The organism is Halanaerobaculum tunisiense (assembly GCF_054657635.1).
The window spans coordinates 246,550-268,054 of record NZ_BAAHYI010000001.1 but is presented as its reverse complement, the minus strand read 5'-3'; the positions used below and the strand labels follow the sequence as shown (position 1 = coordinate 268,054).

Sequence of the window (21,505 nt, the reverse complement as noted above, 5' to 3'; positions counted from 1 at the left end):
CCTGAGGACTTAGATATGGTTTTTATTATTATGGGGGGAAGAAATATGGAAGAGTTTATTTTGGCAATTGAACAAAGCACAAGTGTTTCAAAAGCAATATTATTTAATCATTCTGGAGAAAAAGTTAGTAGTGCTAGTAAAAAAGTTGAAGTTATCAATCGAAAACCTGATTGGGTAGAATGTAATCCTGATGACTTATGGGGTAATGTTATGGGAGTAGTAGCTGATGCTTTAGCTAAAGTTGATATTTCTCCTGAACAGGTAGCCGGGATAGGAATTACTAATCAACGAGAGACTACAATAGTATGGGATGTAGAAACTGGCAAACCAATTCATAACGCTATTAGTTGGCAAGATAAAAGAACTGGTGATATTTGTAAGCGATTAAAAAAACAAAACTTAGAGAGAAAAGTTAAAGAAAAAACTGGATTAATGATTGATACTTACTTCTCTGCTCCTAAGATAAAATGGATTTTAGATAATATTGATGGTGCTAGAGAAAAAGCTGAACAAGGAAAATTAAGATTTGGGACAATAGATAGTTGGTTGATTTGGAAATTGAGTGGTGGTAAGTTACATATAACAGATTATACTAATGCTTCTAGAAGTATGATTTACAATATCCGTGATTTGTGCTGGGATAATGAATTACTTGAAATTTTTGATATTCCAAAAGCTATGTTACCAGAAGTAAAGTCTAGTAGTGAAGTTTATGGAGCAACTGCAAGACAACATTTCTTTGGGAAGAATGTTCCATTAGCTGGGATAATAGGTGATAGGCAAGCCGCTGTGTTTGGTCAGGGATGTTTTGAGAAAGGAATGGCTAAGAGCAGTTATGGAACTGGTGCTTTTGTTTTAATGAATACTGGTTCTGAATTGATTAAATCAGAAAATGGTTTATTAACAACTATTGGCTGGGGAGTAGATGGTGAGATCACTTATGCTTTAGAAGGAAGTATCTTTACTGCTAAGTCAGGAATTAAGTGGTTAAAAGATGAAATGAAATTAATTGAAGAGATATCTGATGCTGAATATTTTGCAACTAAAGTTACTGATACAGATGGAGTTTGTTTTGTTCCTTGTTTTGATGGTTTAGGAGCACCTTACTGGGATTTAGAGGCTAAAGGAACTGTTGTAGGATTAACTAGAGGAACAAATAAAAATCATATTATTCGAGCAATATTAGAAGGTTTAGTTTATCGAGTTCGTGATGTAGTAGAAGCTATGGAACAAGAGTCAAAAATATCTTTACAAGAATTAAAAGTTGATTGTATGTTTGGTAAGGAATTTTTAATGCCTTTTCAAGCAGATATATTAGGATGTAATGTAGAATATACTACATCTAATACTGCTGCTTTAGGGGTAGGATATTTAGCTGGCTTAGCAGTAGGTTATTGGAAAGACAAAGAAGAAATTTTAGCTAATAAGGAAACCGATTATTGTTTTGAAGCTAAAATCACGGAAGAGGAGCGAAATAAGTTATATAGAAAGTGGGAAAAAGCTATTTCTAAGGCTACAATCTAACTGATATTATTTTGAAATATTTTTAAATTTTTAATTACAATTATTGAGGGGATAATTAATGGAGGTAAATTTATCAAATAAAGATGGTGAAATAGAGATAGATAAGTTATTAGATTTAGATTTTATTCAACAATTTCAAGATGAGTTTGCTAAATTTTTAGGAATATCTAGTATTACTGTAGATTTAAAGGGGGATCCAATTACCTCTCCTAGTGGATTTACTGAATTTTGTAATTATATACGTTCAAGTGAAGAAGGACTAAAACGTTGTAAGAAATGTGATCGAGAAGGAGGAAAAAAGGCAAATACATCAGGTGAACCTGTTGTATATGAATGTCATGCAGGATTATGTGATTTTGCAGTTCCAATTGTAATTGAAGGTAATCAGATTGGCAGCATTTTAGGTGGACAAGTATTGCCTAAAGATCCAAATGAAAATGAATTTAGAAAAATAGCCCAGGAATTAAATCTTGATCCAGATAAACTTATTAAAAAACTTGAAGATGTATATACATTAGATAGAATGCAGATTGAATCAGCAGCTAATATGCTTTATATTGTAACAAATACTATCAGTGAAGTGTGGTATCAAGAAATTGAATTACAAGAAATGGCTGGTGTTCTTAGTGAAAATCTATCGCAAATAGCTTCAGCAATGGATGAAATATCCTCAGCATCTATAGAGATGAATAATAAACAAAATTTATTACATGAAAAAATTGAAAATGTTAATTCTTTGTCAAATGAAATTAACCAGTTTGTCGATTTTATAGAAAAAATTGCTGATAAAACAAATATGCTTGGCTTAAATGCTTCTATAGAAAGTGCTAGAGCTGGAAAACATGGGCGGGGGTTTGATGTAGTAGCCCAAGAGATTCGTGAGTTATCCCAAGATTCAAAGAAGAGAGTAGAACAAATTAAGGAACTTGTTCCTAAAATTCAAGATTCAACAAATAAGACTAGTCAGATGGCAAATAAAATGTTAGAGAATATAGAGGAACAATCTGCAACACTACAAGAAATTACTGCAAGTATACAAGAACTTAATAGTTTATCGGATGAGATGTTAAGTTTAGCAAATGATAAATAATATTTATTATATTTTTATAATAATTTAATTAAATAATAAAATTAATATATGATTGAAGTTTTTTTAATTTAAAAGTTCTAACTTATATAATTTTAAAACTATTTTTTAAAAAATTAAACTATTAGTTGAAAAATAATAAGAATTGTGGTAGTATTACAATGTCAGTTGATAAATATATTACAAGGTTATAAAAATTGAATATTTTAATTGTTAGATTTAGGGAAAAAAAGAGAACCCTATTTAGCTTTATCGGGTATGGGATACCTATACCTGATTAGAGCTAAATAGGGGTTTTTTATATTTATGTAAGTGAATTTTATATCAAATTATGTTAAATATAAAAGTGCAATATTAACTCATATTTTTTCAACAATGTTCTTACATAATAATTAATTATGAAACAATACTAAAATTAAAAGGAGGAATGTTTGTATGTCAGAATTTTATGATTATATGTTGCCAACTGTGAATTTTATGGGGGCAGGATGTGTTGAAGTCGTTGGTGAAAGATGTGAACTTTTAGGAGCAGAAAAGATTCTTATAGTTACTGATGAATTCTTAAGAAATATGGAAAGTGGTCCTGTAGATCAAGTAATTGATTATCTTGAAGAAGTAGGTCTAGAATATGCAATTTATGATGGTGTAGAGCCTAATCCTAAAGATACTAATGTCTATGATGGATTAGAGATCTATGAAGAAGAAAATTGCGATATGATTATTACAGTAGGTGGAGGTAGTTCTCATGACTGTGGTAAAGCAATTGGAGTAGCAGTTACTCATGATGGAGAGCTATATGAAGATTATGCAGGGATTGAACAGCTTGAAAATGAGACTGCTCCACTGATTTGTGTAAATACTACTGCTGGTACTGCTAGTGAAGTTACACGACATGCTGTAATTACTGATACTTCTCAAGATCCACATGTTAAATTTGTTATGGTAAGCTGGAGAAATACACCTGATGTTTCTATTAACGATCCAGAGCTTATGATAGGTAAGCCACCAGCTTTAACAGCAGCTACTGGTATGGATGCTTTAACTCATGCTTTAGAAACATATGTTTCTACAGGAGCCAATGCATTAACTGATGCTGCTGCTTTAGAATCAATGAAATTAATAGCTAATAATTTACGGAAAGCTGTATATAATGGTGAAGATATTGAAGCACGTGAAAATATGGCTAATGCATCAGTATTAGCAGGCTTTGCTTTTAATAATGGAGGTTTAGGTTATGTTCATGCTATGGCTCACCAATTAGGTGGTTTTTATGATATGCCACACGGAATTGCAAATGCTATTCTACTTCCATATGTTGAGAAATTTAACCTTGGTGCTAAGCAAGAACGTTTTGCAGATATAGCTGAAATCTTTGGTGTTCAAACTGATGGTATGTCTACAAGAGAAGCTGCTGAAGCTGCTTTAGATGCTATCAAACAACTTTCTGAAGATATTGGTATTCCAACTACTTTAAGTGAGTCAGAATATGATGTTAAGGAAGAAGACTTTGATCAAATGGCTAAGTTAGCCTTAGAAGATGGTAATGCGCTAACTAATCCAAGAAAAGGAACAGCAGAACAAGTTGAACAAATTTTTAAAGATGCTATGTAATAACTAAGTGATTTCTGTGGTACATTATATAGTGTAGTAAGTGATCTGGGGGGGCAAATTTCGGCTTAAAACTGAAATTTATCCCCTTTATCAATAGAATGATAAATTATTGTGATTGAGATACCTTTAATTACAGCTAAGGGAGAATAGGGTATCAGGTACAAATAATGAATGGATTTGCCACTAGAACTAGTTACTTAGATAAAAAACACGAAGATTTTTATAAAGTTAAGGAGGGAAATTGTGAAAAGATCTAAAAGATTTGAAAAACTTGAAGAAAGAGATATCAGTAAAGATGGATTAGTAAATGAGTGGCCTGAAAAAGGAATAGTTGCTATGAATGGTCCTCAAGACCCAGAACCTAGTATTAAAATTGAAGATGGAGAAGTAGTAGAATTAGATGGAAAAAAGAAAGAAGATTTTGATATGGTTGATAGTTTCATCAGCCAGCATAGCTTGAATGTGGATAAAGCAGAAGAAGTTATGGAAATGGATTCTAAAGAATTAGCTAAAAAGATTGTTGATGTTAACTTTTCTAGGAAAAAAATTCTTGAACTAACTACAGCAATGACACCAGCTAAAATTGTTGAAGTAGTTAGTCAAATGAATGTAGTAGAGATGATGATGGCTGTTCAAAAAATGAGACCACGAAAGACACCATCTAATCAATGTCATATTACGAATTTACAAGATAACCCAGTTTTAATTGCAGCCGATGCTGCAGAAGCTGCTTTAAGAGGTTTTGATGAACAGGAAACTACAGTAGCAGTTGGTCGTTATGCTCCCTTTAATGCTTTAGGACTCATAGTTGGTTCGCAAGCTGGACGAGGAGGAGTTATAACTCAATGTGCAGTTGAAGAAGCAGTAGAACTTAAATTAGGTATGCGGGGATTAACTTCTTATGCAGAGACAGTTTCTGTATATGGTACTGAAGATGTATTTACTGATGGTGATGATACACCATGGTCTAAAGCTTTTTTAGCTTCGGCTTATGCTTCTCGAGGGCTTAAGATGAGATTCACTTCTGGTTCAGGATCTGAAGCACAGATGGGATTTGCTGAAGGTAAGTCAATGTTATATTTAGAGACGCGATGTTTATATATTACTAAGGGAGCTGGAGTACAAGGGATTCAAAATGGTGCAGTAAGTTGTATTGGAATTTCAAGTTCTGTACCTTCAGGAGTTAGATCAGTTTTAGCAGAGAATCTAATTGCGATGTTATTAGATCTCGAATGTGCTTCAGGTAATGACCAGACCTTTACTCATTCACGAACAAGAAGAACTGCTAGAATGTTAATGCAGTTTTTACCAGGAACAGACTTTATTTTCTCTGGGTATAGTGGTGTACCAAATTATGATAATATGTTTGCTGGATCAACACATGATGTCGATGATTATGATGATTATAATATTTTACAAAGAGATTTAAAGGTTGATGGTGGTTTACGTCCAGTAAAAGAAGAAAAAGCTATTGAAGTTAGAAATAAAGCGGCTAAAGCTATTCAAGCTGTTTTTGCTGAGTTAGATTTACCTGAGATAACTGATGAAGAAGTAGAAGCAGCTACTTATGCTCATGGTAGTGAAGATGTACCTGAACGTGATGTAACGCAAGATCTTAAAGCTGTTGAAGAAATGATGAATGAAGGAGTTACTGGTTTAGATATAGTTAAAGCATTAGCTAATAAAGGATTTACTGGAGTAGCAGATAATTTACTAAATCTTCTTAAACAACGAGTTTGTGGAGATTATCTACACACATCTGCTATTTTCGATGAAGACTTTAATTGTATTAGTGCTGTAAATGATACTAATGACTATGCTGGCCCAGGAACTGGTTATAGAATAAGTGAAGAACGTTGGGAAGAGATTAAGAATGTTAGATTAGCTAAAGATCCTGGAAATATTGGAGAATAACTTATTATTAGATAGAAAGAGGTGTGAGTATGGAAATAAATGTTGATAAAAAATTAGAATTTAAAGAAAAAGGAGTTAGTGAAGAAGGTAAATCTAGCGATGAGGTTGTAATTGGAATAGCTCCAGGTTTTGGTAAACACTTGACGAAGACTATAATTGATCTTGATCATGCTACTGTTTTAAGAGAAATTATGGCTGGTATAGAGGAAGAAGGATTAAAGTCACGAGTAGTTAGAATGTATCAAACAGCTGATGTTGGATTTATAGGACATGCGGCAGCACAGTTAAGTGGTTCTGGAATATCAATTGGATTGCAATCAAAAGGAACGGCCCTTATTCATCAAAAGGACCTTGCTCCTTTAGAGAATTTAGAGCTTTTTCCCCAAGCACCATTATTAGATCCAGAAACATATCGAGCCATTGGAAAAAATGCTGCTCGTTATGCTAAAGGTGAAACTCCTAAACCAGTTCCTACTAGAAATGATCAAATGGCTAGACCTAAATATCAAGCAAAAGCTGCAGTGATGCATATTAAAGAAGTAAAACATTTGGACTCTGAAATAGGAACAGGTATTGAGGAAGAAGTTAAATTGAAATAATTATAAAACTTGGAGGTGGGTTTAAATGTCTAACAAAGTTGATGCTAATAAAGATTATCCATTAGGTACTAATCGACCGGACCTTGTGAAAACACCAACAGATAAAGATTTAGAGGAGATTACTTTAGAAAAAGTATTAGAGGGAGAAGTTGAAGATGCTGATTTAAGTATTACTGAAGAAACTCTTGATCATCAAGCTGAAATTGCTAAGCAAAAAGGAAGAGAGCAGTTTGGTAAAAATCTACAACGAGCAGGAGAATTAACTAATCTTCCTGATGATAAAATTCTTGAAATTTATAATTCTTTAAGACCAAATCGTTCTACTAAAGAAGAATTGCTAGCAATTGCGGATGAATTAGAAGAAGAATATAATGCCACAATGAATGCTGAATTAGTTCGAGAAGCTGCTGAAGTTTATGAAAAAAGAGATAAGCTAAGAAGGGAATAAAGTTACTAGGCAGGTGAAAGTATGGAATTAATTGTAGGTGTAGATATAGGTAACTCAACTACTGAGGTTGCAATTGGAAAAACTAAAGATCAACAAGAAGTCGATTTTATAGCTCAGGGAGAATATAGAACAACTGGACTTAAAGGAACAGATGAAAATATTGAAGGAATTATGGAAGCTCTACGACGAGCTCTTAATTCTACTGATTTAGAAATTAACGATCTTGATTTAATTAGACTTAATGAAGCAACCCCAGTTATTGGTGACGTAGCTATGGAAACTATTACAGAAACAGTTATTACAGAGTCTACTATGATAGGTCATAACCCTTCAACTCCAGGCGGAGTTGGTTTAGGGGTTGGAAAAACAGTCATGATCAATAACTTGGATTCTTGTTCTTTAGGAGATGAGGTTATTGTAGTAGTGCCATCGGAAGTAGATTTTGCAATTGCAGCTAAAAATATAAATCATGGGCTTAAAGAAGGTATTGAAATTAATGGAGCAATTGTACAGAAGGATGATGCAGTTTTAATTGCAAATAGAATAGAAAAACAAATCCCAATTGTAGATGAAGTTAGATTTATAGATAAAGTACCTTTAAATAGAAAAGCTGCTGTTGAAGTTGCTAGTTCTGGAGGGACAATTGAAGAACTAACTAATCCTTATGGAATTGCTACTGTTTTTGACCTAGATGCTGATGAAACAAAGCATATTGTTCCTGTAGCTAGATCTTTAATTGGTAATCATTCTGCTGTAGTGATTCGTACTCCTCAGGGTGATGTTGAGGAAAAACGAATTCCAGCTGGAAAGTTAATTGTATTTGGTGAACGCAGTAAAGAAGAGATTGCTATTGATCAAGGTGCTAAGGAGATTATGGAGTCTGTTGAGAAAGCTCAGCCAATAGATGATATTAAAGGCGAAGCAGGAACAAATGTTTCAGGAATGTTAGAGCGAGTTCGTAGTAAGATGAAAAAAGTAACAGGCCAAAAACTTAGTAACATTAAGATTAAAGACATTTTAGCTGTAGATACTTTTGTACCTCAAGAAGTAAAAGGTGGATTAGCAGGTGAGCATGCATTAGAGAATGCAGTGGGTCTAGCTGCTATGGTAGAAACTAGTCAACTGCCTATGCGACAGATTGCAGATGTTTTAATGAAAGAAATCTCAGAAGTTGAGGTTGAAATTGCTGGCGTAGAAGCAAATATGGCTATTTTAGGAGCTTTAACTACTCCAGGTACTGATAAGCCACTGGTAATTCTTGATATGGGAGGAGGTTCTACTGATGCTGCAGTATTAACTCAGGAAGGAAATATTTCTACAGCCCATTTATCTGGTGCTGGAAATATGGTCTCAATGATGATTGATACTGAATTGGGTTTAGGAGATTTTAAATTAGCAGAACGAATAAAAAAAACACCTTTAGCTAAAGTAGAAAGTATGTTTAATATTCGTCATGAGGAGGGAACAGTTGATTTTTATGATGAACCTTTACCACCAAAATTGTTTTCTAAAGTAGTTAGTTTAGATGAGGGCGAATTGGTATCAATTCCAACTGATCATTCAATGGAAAAAATTCGCCAGGTGCGTAGGGATGCTAAAAAGGATGTATTTGTGCGTAATGCAGTACGTGCTTTAAAAAGAACTATCCCAACTGGAAATATTCGTGATATTGGATTTGTAGTTATGGTTGGAGGTTCAGCTTTAGATTTTGAAGTTCCAGAGTTGATTTCAAATGAATTATCTAATTATGGTGTTGTAGCTGGCCGAGGAAATATTCGTGGAACGATGGGGCCAAGAAATGCTGTAGCAACAGGTTTAGTTCTCTCTTATTTAAATAGGCAGGGGTGGAATTAAATGCCTAGTCTTAAAGAGAAATCAGACAAACCTATCATATGTATATTTACTACTTCTGGTTATAAAGATAGTGAATTAGTGGCTCAAATAGGTTATGGAATAGAAGAAGAAGGAATTCCGTTTAGAGTTTGTTTACAACAAGATAACAATATAGAAAAGTTAGCTTATTATGCAGCTCAAAAATCTTCCTTAGGAGTTGGCGTTGGAGTTGGATCGGGCGAGAGAGTTATCTTACAAATGAAAAAACTAAAGCAAGATTCCCCAGTTTTTGATAAGATAATTAATAAAAACTCCCAAGCTAAAAAGATGGGAAGTAATGCAGCGCGAATGGTAAAGGGGCTTCCTTTTAAAAGTTTTGCTACTGAGGAGTGATTAAATGTCCATTTATACTGGAAATGGTGATAAAGGTAATACAGATCTTTTTAGTGGAGAAAGAGTTAAAAAATATGATACACAGGTTGAAGCTTATGGGGTGATTGATGAAGCTAACTCTTGGTTAGGTTTAGCTCGAGCTAAATCGAATGATGAACAAGTTTGTGAAATAATTTGCAAAATACAACAAAAGTTATTTGTTGTTGGAGCTGAATTGGCTTCTCGTAAAACTAGTCCAGGAAATAAGATTACTGCTGAAGATGTTAGTTATCTTGAAGAAAAAATAGATTTATTTAACCAAGAGATATCATTGGGTAATAATTTTAGTATTTCAGGTAGTAGTGAAACTGGTAGTATCTTAGATATTGTTAGAACTGTGATTCGAAGAGCAGAAAGAAGAATTATTGAGGTTAGTGAAGAAGATTATAAGTTAAATGATTGTTTGCTTCAGTATATTAATAGGTTATCTGATTTACTTTTTATGTTAGGTAAAGTAGAAGATAATAATCAAATTCAAAAAATCAAGGAGGAGATAATTATGAAGATTGATTTAAATGATGCTGAAAGAATGATAGAGGCTGCAAAGAAGGAAGCAGAAAATATTGAGGTGCCAATGGTAATTTCAGTTGTAGATAATGCAGGGAACTTAAAAGCATTAGAAAGAATGGATAATGCATTACAGGTTAGTATTGGATTAGCAAGGCAAAAAGCTTACACTGCAGTTGTAATGAGAAATACATCAGAAGAAGTAGGAAAGTTAGCTCAACCAGGGAATGAATTATATGGCATTGAGGTTTCTGTTGATGATTTAGTTACATTTGGTGGAGGAATCCCACTTTATGATGGAGATGAAGTTATTGGAGCAGTTGGAGTAAGTGGTGGAGCAGTAGAAGAAGATATCCAAGTTGCTGAAGCTGGAGTAAATGCATTAGGAACATTGCATACTTAAATGCACAAATACCTCATATATAATGTTAAATGATCAGAAATAACATTATGGAGGTATTGGATATGTGTCAAAATAATTATATCACAAAAATGAGAAAAGGAAAATACTTAAAATGGGAAGATAGAATTGTTAAATACAGACTATAAGACTTTATCTGAAGTCTTTGGTAAAAAGTTAGGAATGGTATAGATAACATTTATATATGCAGGTATAAAAAACCGTGCATTTTAACTTGCAATTAATAAGTGAATGCATTATAATTTAATATAAAGGAGTTTTAAGTTTCTTAGAAAATAATGTAAAAGCAATTCAATTGATTTAACAAAAGAATAGATAATGATTAGGTGCCTTTAGTTACGGCTAAAGGAGAATAGGGAATCAGGTGTAAATCCTGAACGGGTCCGCCACTGTGACTAGCTAGTTAGATTAAAGAACCACTCAGTTCAAACTGGGGAAGGTTTAAATCTAATGTTAAGCTAGAAGTCAGGAGACCTGCCTAATTATTAATTACTAGATCCTCGGTAACAGGAGAAGTAAGATAAAGGAAATCTGTACCTAATTTCCCTCAATCTTGTTATCTAAGATTGAGGTTTTTTTAATTCAACAAGGAATTTAAAAGAAGGAGTTGGATCTTATATTAAATTTCCTAAGAGAATATAGAGGTAACTAAGAAAATTTTACTTTAAGTTTAACTGGAGGTTTAAATCAATGAAAAAAACTAAGAAAAGTATTTTGTTAATAGGAATTTATTTGTTCATAGGACTGTTTTATTTTTCTGAAAGAGCTTATGCAATGCATATTCCTGAAGGATTTTTGCCTATTAAATGGGCTAGTTTTTGGTGGTTAGTGACACTTCCATTTGTTGTTTTGGGAATTAGAAAGATTAAAATTTTAGTTAAGGAAAAAGGACCAAGTGTTAAAATGTTATTAGCAGTAGCAGGAGCTTTTGTATTTGTTTTATCGTCTCTTAAACTGCCTTCTTTAACTGGTAGCTGTTCTCATCCAACAGGAATAGGATTGGGAGCAATTTTATTTGGTCCTTGGCCAATGGTTGTGTTAGGATGTATTGTACTTATTTTTCAGGCCGTGTTGTTGGCCCATGGGGGAATAACCACTTTAGGAGCTAATTTGTTTTCTATGGCAATAATAGGATCTTTCGTAGCTTATGGAACTTATAAATTAACTAAAAAATTAGAGTTACCTATGGGAGTAGCAGTATTTTTAGGAGCTACTTTAGGGAATCTAATGACCTATGTAACTACAGCAACTCAATTAGCTGGCGCTTTTCCTGCTCAGCACGGAGGTTTTTTAGTTTCACTGACTGAATTCATGGGGGTATTTGCAGTTACTCAACTTCCTTTGGCTATTATTGAAGGGTTGGTAACAGTGTTAGTCTTTAATTTGATTACTAAATATAGTAAAAATGAATTGCAACAACTTACATTTCTTTCTCAGGAGGGAGATTATGAGTTTAACTAATAAGAACTTGGTACTATTAATTGGAATAGTTGTTTTAACTATGCTTCCTTTATTAATTAATTCTAAAGCTGAATTTGAAGGAGCTGATGGAGCAGCTCAAGGAATAATCAAAGAAGTAAAGCCTAATTATGAACCTTGGTTTGATGTTGTTTGGGAGCCCCCAAGTGGAGAAATTGAAAGTCTGCTTTTTGCTTTACAAGCTGCTTTAGGAGCAGGACTTATAGGTTATTATATTGGTTTAAAACAGGCAGAATTTAAATCTAAAGAATAGAGGAGGGCTAAAAATGGGTTTATTAGAACAGACAGTTGCCAATATTGACAAGTTGAATCAAGAAAAGATGGATCAGGCTCAAGAAAGATTAGACAATTTAACTAAACCCCCAGGTAGTCTAGGAAAGTTAGAAAAGATTGCAGTCAAATTAGCTGGAATAACTGGAAATGTATTTCCTAAGGTTGATCAGAAGCATCATCTTGTAATGGCTGCTGACCATGGAGTAGTAGCGGAGGGGGTAAGTGCTTTTCCGCAAGAAGTAACTACTCAAATGGTTTATAATTTTTTAAATGGCGGAGCTGCTGTTAATGTTCTAACTAAACAGATGGAATCTGAAGTGACAGTAGTAGATATAGGGGTCGCTAATGAAATAGAAGCTAAAGATTTAGTTGTTAAGAAAGTAAGACGAGGTACTGCTAATTTGGCTCAAGGCCCTGCTATGTCTTACGAAGAAGCTAGGGCGGCTTTAGAAGTAGGGATTGAAGTTGGAGAAGATCTAATTTCTCAAGGAGCTAATTTAATTGGAACAGGTGAAATGGGAATTGGGAATACTACTGCTAGTAGTGCTATTTTAGCTGCTATTACTGATTTATCATTAGATAGGATAGTTGGTTATGGAACTGGAATTGATAAGAAAGGATTAGAGAAGAAGAAACAAGTAATCACACAATCTTTAGCAACAAATCAACCTCAAGTGGATGATGGAATTGATATTTTGGCTAAAGTAGGTGGTTTAGAGATAGCAGGTATGGCTGGAGTTATGTTAGCAGCCGCTGCTAATCGAGTCCCAGTTATAGTAGATGGTTTAATTTCAGGAGCTGCTGCTTTGATTGCTAAGAAATTAAACCCTCAGGTTATAGATTACATGATTGCGTCTCATAAATCAGTAGAGCCAGGCCATATTAAAATCTATGATTTATTAGATTTAGAACCATTATTGGATTTGGATATGAGACTAGGGGAAGGAACAGGGGCAGTTTTAAGTATGAGTCTAGTAGAAGCTGCAACTAAGATTATCAGTGATATGGCTACTTTTACAGAAGCTCAGATAGCAGTAGGAGCAGAATAGAGATGTTAGATATTGATCAGTATGCTTATTCAAATCAATTACGTGCAGTTCATCCCGGGGAAAAGTTATTATTTTCTATTTTAACGATGGTAATATGTTTAGTTATGAATTCTATGTTTACTTCTTTCTTTGTTATTTTACTGATGGTGGGAGGAATTATTTTAGGAGCTAAGATTTCTAGTCAGATAGTTATTAGATTGTTTATGATATCTAGTTCTTTTTTATTTATTAGTATAATTCCTATTATAATTTCTATTAGTAGGGAGAATAATCAATTTTTATGGTATTTAAATTTATGGGGGATTAACTTAGGTATTAGTAATAATAATATTATTTTTACTTCACATCTGATTTTGAAATCTTTAGCAACAGTATCTTGTCTTTATTTTTTATCTTTAACTACTCCTATGGTAGAAATTATTTCAATTTTAAGAAAATTTAAATTACCTGAAATTTTAATTGAGTTGATGATTTTAATATATCGATTGTTATTTATATTTTTAGAAAGTGCGGAACAAATTAGGGTTTCTCAATTATCTAGATTAGGATATTCTTCTTTTAAAAAATCTCTATTCTCTGTAAGTCAGTTGTTCTCTAATTTGTTTATTGAGGTTTATTATCGGGCTCGAAAGTTACAGATAGCACTGGAAGCTAGAGGATATAAGGGAGAGATAAAGGTAATAGATTATGATTATAAACTATCTAGTAGAAACTTAATAGCTATTATTTTACTAGAAGTAATTTTAGTTATAGTTGCTGTATTAGGAGGAGATTTAATTGTCTAAACCAGTAATTGAAGTTAAAGATGTTGAATTTAGCTATCAAGATGGTACTGAAGTATTACAAAATTTATCCTTAACTATTCCTCAAGGAGAAAGAATAGCTATCTTAGGGCCAAATGGAGCCGGGAAGTCTACTTTATTTCTCCATTTAAATGGTATCTTACAACCTCAGCAGGGTGAGATATTATTTGAAGGTGAGAGAGTTAATTATGATCAGAAATCGCTGACAGAGTTAAGAAAAAAAGTTGGTATTGTCTTTCAGGAGCCTGATAAACAGTTGTTTTCGGCAGATGTTAGGCAGGAAATTTCTTTTGGACCTTTAAATTTAGGTTTATCCCAAGAAGAAGTAAAAAAACAGGTATATCAGATAATGGAGACAATGGGCATCAGTAATTTGAAGGATAAACCAGTTCAACAGTTAAGTTATGGGCAAAAGAAAAAGGTTTCAATTGCAGATGTATTAGTAATGGAGCCAGAAGTAATTATTTTTGATGAACCAACAGTCTGGCTTGATCCCCAAGCTACAGAAGAAATAATAGCCCTTTTCAGGCAACTTCAACAGTCAGGAATAACAGTAGTTATTGCTACTCATGATGTTAATTTAGCTTATTCTTGGGCTGACTACACTTATATTATGAAGCAAGGAAGGATGGTTGGACAAGGCAAGCCAGAAAAAGTTTTTCAAGATCAACAGTTGTTAACAGAAGCTAATTTAATTCAACCTTGGATAATAGAAGTTTATAACCGATTAGAAACTAAAGGATTATTAAATGGTGAATCTATTCCTAGAAGTAAAGAAGAACTTTTGGGAATGATTGAAAAATAAAGGAGGAGATAATATGAAGACAGGAGTTATTATTTTAGGACATGGTAGTAGAGCAAGTAAAGCAAATTCAGTTTTTACTCAGATTGTAGAGATGATTAGGGATAAGGTTGATTATGATGTAGTTGAACAGGCATCAATGGAGTTAGCAGAGCCAAATTTAGAACAAAGTGTGGCTAAAGTAGCTAAACAAGGAGTTGAAAAGGTAATTATTATTCCTCTGTTTTTATTTCCTGGGGTACATATTCAAGAAGATATCCCAGAATTAATTAAAGAAGTTGAAGAGGAATATCCGGAAATTGAATTTATATTTGGTAAGAATATTGGGCCAGATGAAAAGATTGCAGAAATTTTAGTAGATCAAATCAAAGCAGTAGGGTAAAAAAAGGAGGGGCAGAATGAAAATTATACAAGATCCTAAAGAAATTGAACGAAAGAGTATGGAAATTATTAAAGAAGAAATGGGTGAACTTGACTGTTCAGCTAAAGAAAAAAAGGTAGTCAAAAGAGTAGTTCATGCTACAGCTGACCCAGAATTTGCTGAATTAGTAATTGTATCTCAAGGAGCTATAGAATCAGGTTTACAGGCTTTAGAGGCAGGGGCCAACATTGTAACAGATGTTAATATGTTGCGGGCAGGTATTAATAAGCGTAAAGTTAGTGCTTTAGGAGGCCAAGTTAAATGCTTTATTAGTGATCAAAAGATTGCTAAGGAAGCTAAAGAAGCAGGAATTACTAGATCAATGATGTGTATGCGTCAGGCAATAAAAGATAATGATAATCAAGTTTTTGTAATTGGTAATGCTCCAACTGCTTTATTTGAGTTGATTAAATTGGTTAAAGCAGGAGAAGCTAATCCAGCATTGATCGTTGGGACCCCAGTTGGTTTTGTAGGAGCTAAAGAGTCTAAAGTAGAGTTAGAAAAGTTAGATCTTTCTTATATTACTGTGCGAGGTAGAAAAGGTGGTAGTGCAGTAGCGGCTTCTATTGTTAATGCACTATTATATATGGAATAACTTAAAAGAGTAGGAGTTAATTGAAGCAGATAAAAAGTGAAAAAATGGAAAATATAAAGGAGTATTTTTAGTAGCAGAGAATGTGCATGTATAAGAGATTAATCTAAGTTGGTCTTTGCGAAATAAAAATTAAATATGTAATGGTTAGGTGCCTTTAGCTTGATTATAGCTAAGGGATAATAGGGAATCAGGTGCAAAGCCTGAACGGGCCCGCCACTGTGACTAGTTAGCTAGGCTTAGAATGCTACTTGGAGATATTAATATTTAGGCAAGGTAGAATTTAGCATTTAAAGCTAGGAGTCAGGAGACCTGTCTAACCATTCGCCTGCTATTTCTTCGATGGTAAAGAGAGTAGGTAATTAGTGTTGGCTAATTATTCTCAATCTTTTCTATCGGGGTTGAGTTTTTTGTTAATGGTCAATTCTTCTCAATCCCTTTATCGAAGGATTGGGATTTTTTAATTTGGGAGGGGAGAAGAATGAGGTTTAGACAGTTATTTATTGGGCTGCTATTGGCAGTTATTCTTTTGATTGGCTGTACAGCAGGGACAACGAATATTTATGCTGAGGATTACTTTGTTAAGATTACTGATGATTTAGGAAGAGAAGTTATTATAGAAGAGAAGCCCCAGCGGATAATTTCCCTGGCACCGAGCCATGCGGAGACTCTATTTGCTTTGGAAGCTGGTGATAGGACTGTAGGGGTAACTGAGTATGCTGATTATCCTGAAGCAGTTAAGGATATTGATAAGGTCGGTACGATTAAAGAACCTAATGTGGAGAAGATAATTCAACTGCAGCCGGATTTAGTTTTGGCAGCCGGGATTACTCCTAAAGAAGTGGTAACTAGATTAAGTGAGTTAGGTATTAATGTTGTGGGATTAAATCCTACGGATGTAGCTGAAATTATAGACTCTATCTCGTTAATCGGTAAAGCAACCGGTCAGGTTGAAGAAGCAGATGAAATTACAGATGAAATGAGAAATAGGGTAGAAGAGATTACTGAAACTGTAGCAAAGAATATAGATGAAGATCAGCGTCTTAAGGTCTTTTATGAGATCTGGAAAAAGCCGCTGTATACTGCTGGCTCGGAAACATTTATCGATAACCTGATTCACTTAGCCGGCGGTATCAATATTGCTCATCAGGCAGAGGGGATGTGGCCGCAGTACAGCTTTGAAGTTCTGCTGGCTGAGAATCCTGAGGTTTATCTTGCTTCCCCGCACAGTTGGAAGCATCAGGTGAGTAAGGAATCAATTCTACAGCGTAAGAAGTTTCAAGAGATTAAAGCTATCAAGAATGAAAGAGTCTATATTGTAGATCAGGATATTGTTAATCGGACTTCACCGCGGATTATTACTGCTTTAGAGAAGATAGCTAAGGCAGTTCATCCTGAATTATTTAACTAAAAGAGTTGATATTAGATGAAGAATAATAAATTAAAGTGGCGGGGGATTATTGCTGGTTTATTGGTTTTATTGGCTGTAACAGTGGTTGTGGGAACAAGTTTAGGAGCAACTAGAATTTCTTTTCAAGAGATAGTAAAGGTATCATTAGTTAAGATTCCTTTTGTTAAAGATATGATTGATTTTGGCCAAGAAACAGGAGTTAATGACACAATAATCTTACAGATTAGATTTCCTAGAGTGATACTGGCCGGTTTAGTAGGATTGGCTTTGGCAACTTCTGGAACTGTTTTTCAGGCTCTGCTTAAGAATCCTATGGCCGACCCTTATGTAATCGGTATCTCTTCTGGCGCTTCTCTGGGAGCAACCTTGGGCATGATCTATGATCTGCAGGTTAATCTATTGGGGCTGAACAGCATTCCAATGTTTGCCTTTGCAGGGGCCTTATTGACTACATTTATTGTCTATAATCTGGCAAAGGTGGGCAAGAGAATTTCAGTAACTACTTTATTGTTGGCTGGGGTAGCAGTTGGTTCTACTCTATCGGCAGTTGTATCTTTACTGATGGTTTTTAATGATCAGAATATGCATCAGATAGTCTTCTGGATTATGGGGAGTCTAGCCTCAAAGAGCTGGTCTGATGTGAGTATGGTCTGGATTTATATTCTCGTCGGTTATGTTATTGTTCATCTTCTGGCTCAGGATTTAAATATTATGCTGCTTGGAGAAGATTCAGCCCAGAGCCTGGGTGTAGAAGTGGAACGAATGAAGAAAATTCTATTGATAACTGGGGCTTTATTGGCCGGGGCTGCTGTAGCTGCTAGCGGTGTTATTGGATTTGTAGGCTTGATTATTCCTCATATTGTCCGTTTATTAGTCGGACCAGACCATAGAATTTTGATTCCGAGTTCTGCTTTAATCGGAGCAATATTCTTGATTCTAACGGATACTTTTGCTCGAACAGTGATTGCGCCAACAGAGATTCCAGTAGGAATTATAACTTCTTTATTCGGCGGACCGTTCTTTATTTACCTGTTAAATAAGAAGAAAGGAACAGGATTTTAGGAGGATGCCCAATGAGTACAAAGCTTGAAGTAGATAAATTAAGTTATAAATACGACAATTTTGAAGTTCTCCAGGAGGTTAGCTTCAGTGTTGCCCAGGGGGGATTCATCGGCTTGATCGGACCTAATGGATCGGGTAAATCAACGCTGTTGAAGAATATGAATTCTATTCTCCATCCTGATGGTGGTAAGGTCTATCTCGATGATTTTGATCTCCAGAATCTGGACAAGAAGGAGATAGCTAAAAAGTTAGCTGTTGTGCCCCAGAATACTAATGTTAACTTTGACTTTACAGTAGAAGAGATTGTTCTGATGGGGCGAGCTCCTTATATAGGTAGGTTTGAAAGTGAAAGCATTGAGGATTATGAGATAGTAAAAGAGGCTTTGGAGCTGACTAATACTTTAGAGTTAGCAGAAAGGCCGGTCAGTCAGCTTAGTGGCGGCGAAAGGCAGCGGGTGATTTTAGCTAGAAGTTTGGCCCAGCAGCCGGAAGTGCTGTTGTTGGATGAGCCGACTTCTAATCTGGATATCAATTATCAACTGGAGATTATGAATCTACTTAAGAAGTTTAACCGTGAATATGAGCTGACGGTGATAGTAGTGCTTCATGATCTGAATCTGGCTTCAGAGTACTGTGACAAGCTATTGCTGCTTCAAGATGGAAAGATTTATGCTCACGGTTCACCAGAGGAGATAATTACAGCTGAGAATATAGAAAATGTTTATGGTTCAAAGGTGATCATAAGAAAGCATTATCCTAGCAATCGTCCTTATGTTACGATGCTGGATAATCAATATATTCCGGAAACTCAATTGGATCATCAAGTACATGTTATCTGCGGCGGTGGAACCGGCAGAGAGCTGATTGAAAATCTGGTAGAGCAGGGTTTTCAGGTAAGTTGTGGTGTACTGAATGAACAGGATTCGGACTGGGAAGTAGCTAAATCTTGTAATGTTGAGATTGTAGCCGAAGAGCCTTTTACTCCGATTAGTCAGGAGAGTCATAAGGATAATTTAGATAAAATTAAAGATGTTGATACAGTGATTTTAACTGAAATTCCTTTTGGGTTTGGTAATCTCTTGAATTTAAAGGCTGCTCTTTGGGCAGCAAAGCAGGGTAAAGAAGTGATAGTTATGGATCAAGAGATACTATCTAAGCGGGACTATACCAAAGGAAAAGGTAATGACTTATATGAAAAGCTGTTAGATATGAGAGTAACAGTGGTTGGAGATAATTATGAAGTTTTAGATGAATTGGTTACATCTACAGAAAAGGAATAAGTTATATGAAAGGGGCGAGGGATATGAATAAGAAACTAGCAGTTGCATTAGTTCTAATTTTAGTAGTGAGTTTAGTAGCAGCACCAGCTGTAATGGCTGAGGAGGCAGAGCAGAATGAGGAGGAAGAAACTTATACGCTGGATGAGTTAGTAGTAATTGCATCGAAGCATCCAGAGAAGTTGTCAGAATCCCCGGTGAGTGTGGAAGTGATAGATGAAGAGGATATTGAGAAGAAGAGTGCACACAATGTAGCTGATTTGTTGCGAGATGTCTCTAGTGTGAATATTGGTGATCATGGTGGTCCTGCTGGACAAAAGACAATTAGTATTCGCGGTTCAAGTTCTTCACAGGTTTTAGTTTTAATTGATAGTCAGCCAATTAATAGCCGTCAGAATGGACAAGTGGATTTAGGACGATTACCTATTGATCAAATTGAAAAAATTGAGGTATTAAAAGGCCCCGCTTCTAGTCTTTATGGTGCTAACGCTTTAGGAGGCGTGGTTAATATTACTACTAAAAGTGGTAGTCAACAGCCGGTTACTAATGTAGAAGCCACTTTTGGTTCTTTCAGGACACAAGAATATACTTTGACTCATCGCGGAAGTACAGATAAATTAGGTTATAATGTGTCTGTATTGAAAAAAGATTCTGATGGTTTTCGAGAAAATCCTGACAATGATGATTTAAACCAGGAGCAAGTTTTTACAAAGTTTGATTATAGACTTAATGATCATTCTGATTTAAGTTTATCATTAAAATATAATGATTCTGAAAAAGGAACTCCAGGTAAAGATAAACCTGGTTGGAGGACGCCTAATGCTGAACAGGATGATGAAGATACTAATTTGGATTTACAATGGGGAAGACAGATTGGGAATAGAGATCAAAATTTAAATGTTTATTATAATCAGCATGAAAATATTTATGATAACCCTGATGAACGGAAATATGATGGGCCGAGTGAACATAATACCGAAAGAAAAGGGATTTCTTTTGATCAAACTGATTATTATCAAGCTCATACTATGACTTATGGTTTAGAAGTTAAGAAAAATGAAATTGATAGTACCGAAAATGAAATTCATGATTATTTAAATAAAGCATATTTCATTCATGATGAATGGCAAGTAATTGATCCTTTAAAGATTAATTTTGGTGGTCGGTATGACGACCATGAAAAGTTTGGTTCGGAATTTAGTCCTCGGATAGGTACAGTTTATGAAGTAGATTCTAATTTAAATTTGCATTTTTCAGCAGGAGAGGCTTATAGAACTCCTACATTTAATGATTTATATTGGCCCTATAGTAAATCTTTTATTGATTCTGATTTTTATTCTAGTGTAACAGAAGATTATTGGGCAATTATGAAAGGGAATCCAAATTTAGAACCTGAATCTTCTAAAGCTTATGAAGTAGGTGTAAGGTATTTAGATCAAGATATAAAAGGGGAATTAAATTTATTTAGAAAAGATATGGATAATTTAATTGATTGGGAAACTGAATATATAGATGATGATCCAGTATATAAAGAGATAACTAAACCCAAAAATATTAATTCAGCTAAAATATCAGGGATTGAATTGATTTTAAATAAAGAATTGACTTCTCAATTTTCTGCAGATTTTAATTATACTTATTTAGATGCTAAAGATGAAAAAACTGATGAACAGTTAAATTACAAGCCTTATCATACTGCTAATTTAGGTTTGAATTATAATCAAGGAGATATTAATCTTAATTTAGATGGAAAGTTAGTTAGTGGAAGATATGCTAATGGAGAAGATTTACCAAGTTACTTTGTAGCAGATTTGAAATTAAGTAAGATGTTAACTGAAAATGCTGATGTTTCATTGAAAATTAATAATTTATTGGATAGAAATTATGAAGTTAGAGCTGATTATCCAATGCCAGGACGTAATGTTATGCTAAGCTTAAGCAAAGAATTTTAACCCTAACT

The 21,505-nt window shown here is 34.4% G+C and carries 20 protein-coding genes and 2 riboswitches; all 20 genes read left to right on the top strand.

The genetic code is table 11. The features are described from left to right. Nucleotides 1-45: 45 nt before the first annotated feature. The gene (gene glpK / locus ACYQ3D_RS01325) at nt 46-1,524 is read left to right on the top strand and encodes a glycerol kinase GlpK (RefSeq protein ID WP_459835329.1); all 1,479 of its coding nucleotides are present in this window, start codon (nt 46-48) and stop codon (nt 1,522-1,524) included. 58 nt (nt 1,525-1,582) lie between these two features. Beyond that, the gene (locus tag ACYQ3D_RS01320) at nt 1,583-2,614 is read left to right on the top strand and encodes a PocR ligand-binding domain-containing protein (protein ID WP_459835327.1); all 1,032 of its coding nucleotides are present in this window, start codon (nt 1,583-1,585) and stop codon (nt 2,612-2,614) included. A 432-nt stretch (nt 2,615-3,046) separates the two neighbouring features. Beyond that, nucleotides 3,047-4,222 carry an iron-containing alcohol dehydrogenase gene (locus ACYQ3D_RS01315; RefSeq protein WP_459835324.1) on the top strand — a complete coding sequence of 392 codons (1,176 nt, stop codon included), beginning with the start codon at nt 3,047-3,049 and terminating at the stop codon, nt 4,220-4,222. A 243-nt stretch (nt 4,223-4,465) separates the two neighbouring features. Then, nucleotides 4,466-6,136: a propanediol/glycerol family dehydratase large subunit gene (locus ACYQ3D_RS01310; protein WP_459835322.1), complete on the top strand. Its 1,671-nt coding sequence runs from the start codon at nt 4,466-4,468 to the stop codon at nt 6,134-6,136. Nucleotides 6,137-6,165: 29 nt separating this feature from the next. Beyond that, nucleotides 6,166-6,735 (top strand): propanediol/glycerol family dehydratase medium subunit, encoded by a 570-nt coding sequence (locus tag ACYQ3D_RS01305; RefSeq protein WP_459835320.1) that lies wholly within the window; start codon nt 6,166-6,168, stop codon nt 6,733-6,735. A 25-nt stretch (nt 6,736-6,760) separates the two neighbouring features. Beyond that, a complete protein-coding gene (locus tag ACYQ3D_RS01300; protein WP_459835317.1) occupies nt 6,761-7,183 on the top strand; it encodes a diol dehydratase small subunit in 423 nt (140 codons plus the stop codon). 21 nt (nt 7,184-7,204) lie between these two features. After that, nucleotides 7,205-9,037 carry a diol dehydratase reactivase subunit alpha gene (locus ACYQ3D_RS01295; protein WP_459835314.1) on the top strand — a complete coding sequence of 611 codons (1,833 nt, stop codon included), beginning with the start codon at nt 7,205-7,207 and terminating at the stop codon, nt 9,035-9,037. Continuing rightward, nucleotides 9,038-9,409, top strand: coding sequence for a glycerol dehydratase reactivase beta/small subunit family protein (locus ACYQ3D_RS01290; protein WP_459835312.1), 372 nt, complete (start codon nt 9,038-9,040; stop codon nt 9,407-9,409). It begins immediately after the preceding gene. A gap of 4 nt (nt 9,410-9,413) precedes the next feature. Continuing rightward, complete coding sequence (locus tag ACYQ3D_RS01285) at nt 9,414-10,358, top strand: cob(I)yrinic acid a,c-diamide adenosyltransferase (protein ID WP_459835310.1); 945 nt, start codon at nt 9,414-9,416, stop codon at nt 10,356-10,358. Nucleotides 10,359-10,683: 325 nt separating this feature from the next. Further along, nucleotides 10,684-10,872: riboswitch (cobalamin riboswitch) on the top strand. Nucleotides 10,873-11,066: 194 nt separating this feature from the next. Further along, on the top strand, nt 11,067-11,837 hold the full coding sequence (locus ACYQ3D_RS01280; RefSeq protein ID WP_459835308.1) for an energy-coupling factor ABC transporter permease: 771 nt from the start codon (nt 11,067-11,069) through the stop codon (nt 11,835-11,837). Continuing rightward, complete coding sequence (locus tag ACYQ3D_RS01275; protein ID WP_459835306.1) at nt 11,824-12,108, top strand: energy-coupling factor ABC transporter substrate-binding protein; 285 nt, start codon at nt 11,824-11,826, stop codon at nt 12,106-12,108. Before ACYQ3D_RS01280 ends, ACYQ3D_RS01275 begins: the two co-directional genes overlap by 14 nt. Before the next feature lie 13 nt (nt 12,109-12,121). Continuing rightward, nucleotides 12,122-13,177 (top strand): nicotinate-nucleotide--dimethylbenzimidazole phosphoribosyltransferase, encoded by a 1,056-nt coding sequence (gene cobT / locus ACYQ3D_RS01270; protein ID WP_459835304.1) that lies wholly within the window; start codon nt 12,122-12,124, stop codon nt 13,175-13,177. A 2-nt stretch (nt 13,178-13,179) separates the two neighbouring features. Continuing rightward, the gene (gene cbiQ / locus ACYQ3D_RS01265) at nt 13,180-13,962 is read left to right on the top strand and encodes a cobalt ECF transporter T component CbiQ (protein WP_459835301.1); all 783 of its coding nucleotides are present in this window, start codon (nt 13,180-13,182) and stop codon (nt 13,960-13,962) included. Then, nucleotides 13,955-14,785 carry an energy-coupling factor ABC transporter ATP-binding protein gene (locus ACYQ3D_RS01260; protein WP_459835299.1) on the top strand — a complete coding sequence of 277 codons (831 nt, stop codon included), beginning with the start codon at nt 13,955-13,957 and terminating at the stop codon, nt 14,783-14,785. Before cbiQ ends, ACYQ3D_RS01260 begins: the two co-directional genes overlap by 8 nt. A gap of 13 nt (nt 14,786-14,798) precedes the next feature. After that, complete coding sequence (locus ACYQ3D_RS01255; RefSeq protein ID WP_459835297.1) at nt 14,799-15,164, top strand: sirohydrochlorin chelatase; 366 nt, start codon at nt 14,799-14,801, stop codon at nt 15,162-15,164. Between the two features lie 16 nt (nt 15,165-15,180). Next, on the top strand, nt 15,181-15,798 hold the full coding sequence (locus ACYQ3D_RS01250; protein WP_459835295.1) for a precorrin-8X methylmutase: 618 nt from the start codon (nt 15,181-15,183) through the stop codon (nt 15,796-15,798). A 129-nt stretch (nt 15,799-15,927) separates the two neighbouring features. Next, a riboswitch (cobalamin riboswitch) is annotated at nt 15,928-16,129 on the top strand. Nucleotides 16,130-16,276: 147 nt separating this feature from the next. Further along, on the top strand, nt 16,277-17,206 hold the full coding sequence (locus tag ACYQ3D_RS01245) for an ABC transporter substrate-binding protein (protein WP_459835293.1): 930 nt from the start codon (nt 16,277-16,279) through the stop codon (nt 17,204-17,206). 15 nt (nt 17,207-17,221) lie between these two features. Continuing rightward, nucleotides 17,222-18,268, top strand: coding sequence for a FecCD family ABC transporter permease (locus ACYQ3D_RS01240; RefSeq protein WP_459835291.1), 1,047 nt, complete (start codon nt 17,222-17,224; stop codon nt 18,266-18,268). Nucleotides 18,269-18,279: 11 nt separating this feature from the next. Further along, the gene (locus ACYQ3D_RS01235) at nt 18,280-19,548 is read left to right on the top strand and encodes a heme ABC transporter ATP-binding protein (RefSeq protein WP_459835289.1); all 1,269 of its coding nucleotides are present in this window, start codon (nt 18,280-18,282) and stop codon (nt 19,546-19,548) included. Between the two features lie 23 nt (nt 19,549-19,571). After that, on the top strand, nt 19,572-21,497 hold the full coding sequence (locus ACYQ3D_RS01230; RefSeq protein WP_459835287.1) for a TonB-dependent receptor plug domain-containing protein: 1,926 nt from the start codon (nt 19,572-19,574) through the stop codon (nt 21,495-21,497). Nucleotides 21,498-21,505 lie beyond the last annotated feature (8 nt).

Coding starts and splice junctions, on each gene's coding strand:
- ACYQ3D_RS01285 (WP_459835310.1), top strand. CDS start 9,414: ATGTCCATTTATACTGGAAATGGTGATAAAGGTAATACAGATCTTTTT.
- ACYQ3D_RS01235 (WP_459835289.1), top strand. CDS start 18,280: ATGAGTACAAAGCTTGAAGTAGATAAATTAAGTTATAAATACGACAAT.
- ACYQ3D_RS01280 (WP_459835308.1), top strand. CDS start 11,067: ATGAAAAAAACTAAGAAAAGTATTTTGTTAATAGGAATTTATTTGTTC.
- ACYQ3D_RS01295 (WP_459835314.1), top strand. CDS start 7,205: ATGGAATTAATTGTAGGTGTAGATATAGGTAACTCAACTACTGAGGTT.
- ACYQ3D_RS01320 (WP_459835327.1), top strand. CDS start 1,583: ATGGAGGTAAATTTATCAAATAAAGATGGTGAAATAGAGATAGATAAG.
- ACYQ3D_RS01245 (WP_459835293.1), top strand. CDS start 16,277: ATGAGGTTTAGACAGTTATTTATTGGGCTGCTATTGGCAGTTATTCTT.
- ACYQ3D_RS01315 (WP_459835324.1), top strand. CDS start 3,047: ATGTCAGAATTTTATGATTATATGTTGCCAACTGTGAATTTTATGGGG.
- ACYQ3D_RS01305 (WP_459835320.1), top strand. CDS start 6,166: ATGGAAATAAATGTTGATAAAAAATTAGAATTTAAAGAAAAAGGAGTT.
- glpK (WP_459835329.1), top strand. CDS start 46: ATGGAAGAGTTTATTTTGGCAATTGAACAAAGCACAAGTGTTTCAAAA.
- ACYQ3D_RS01275 (WP_459835306.1), top strand. CDS start 11,824: ATGAGTTTAACTAATAAGAACTTGGTACTATTAATTGGAATAGTTGTT.
- ACYQ3D_RS01255 (WP_459835297.1), top strand. CDS start 14,799: ATGAAGACAGGAGTTATTATTTTAGGACATGGTAGTAGAGCAAGTAAA.
- cobT (WP_459835304.1), top strand. CDS start 12,122: ATGGGTTTATTAGAACAGACAGTTGCCAATATTGACAAGTTGAATCAA.
- ACYQ3D_RS01240 (WP_459835291.1), top strand. CDS start 17,222: ATGAAGAATAATAAATTAAAGTGGCGGGGGATTATTGCTGGTTTATTG.
- cbiQ (WP_459835301.1), top strand. CDS start 13,180: ATGTTAGATATTGATCAGTATGCTTATTCAAATCAATTACGTGCAGTT.
- ACYQ3D_RS01230 (WP_459835287.1), top strand. CDS start 19,572: ATGAATAAGAAACTAGCAGTTGCATTAGTTCTAATTTTAGTAGTGAGT.
- ACYQ3D_RS01290 (WP_459835312.1), top strand. CDS start 9,038: ATGCCTAGTCTTAAAGAGAAATCAGACAAACCTATCATATGTATATTT.
- ACYQ3D_RS01300 (WP_459835317.1), top strand. CDS start 6,761: ATGTCTAACAAAGTTGATGCTAATAAAGATTATCCATTAGGTACTAAT.
- ACYQ3D_RS01250 (WP_459835295.1), top strand. CDS start 15,181: ATGAAAATTATACAAGATCCTAAAGAAATTGAACGAAAGAGTATGGAA.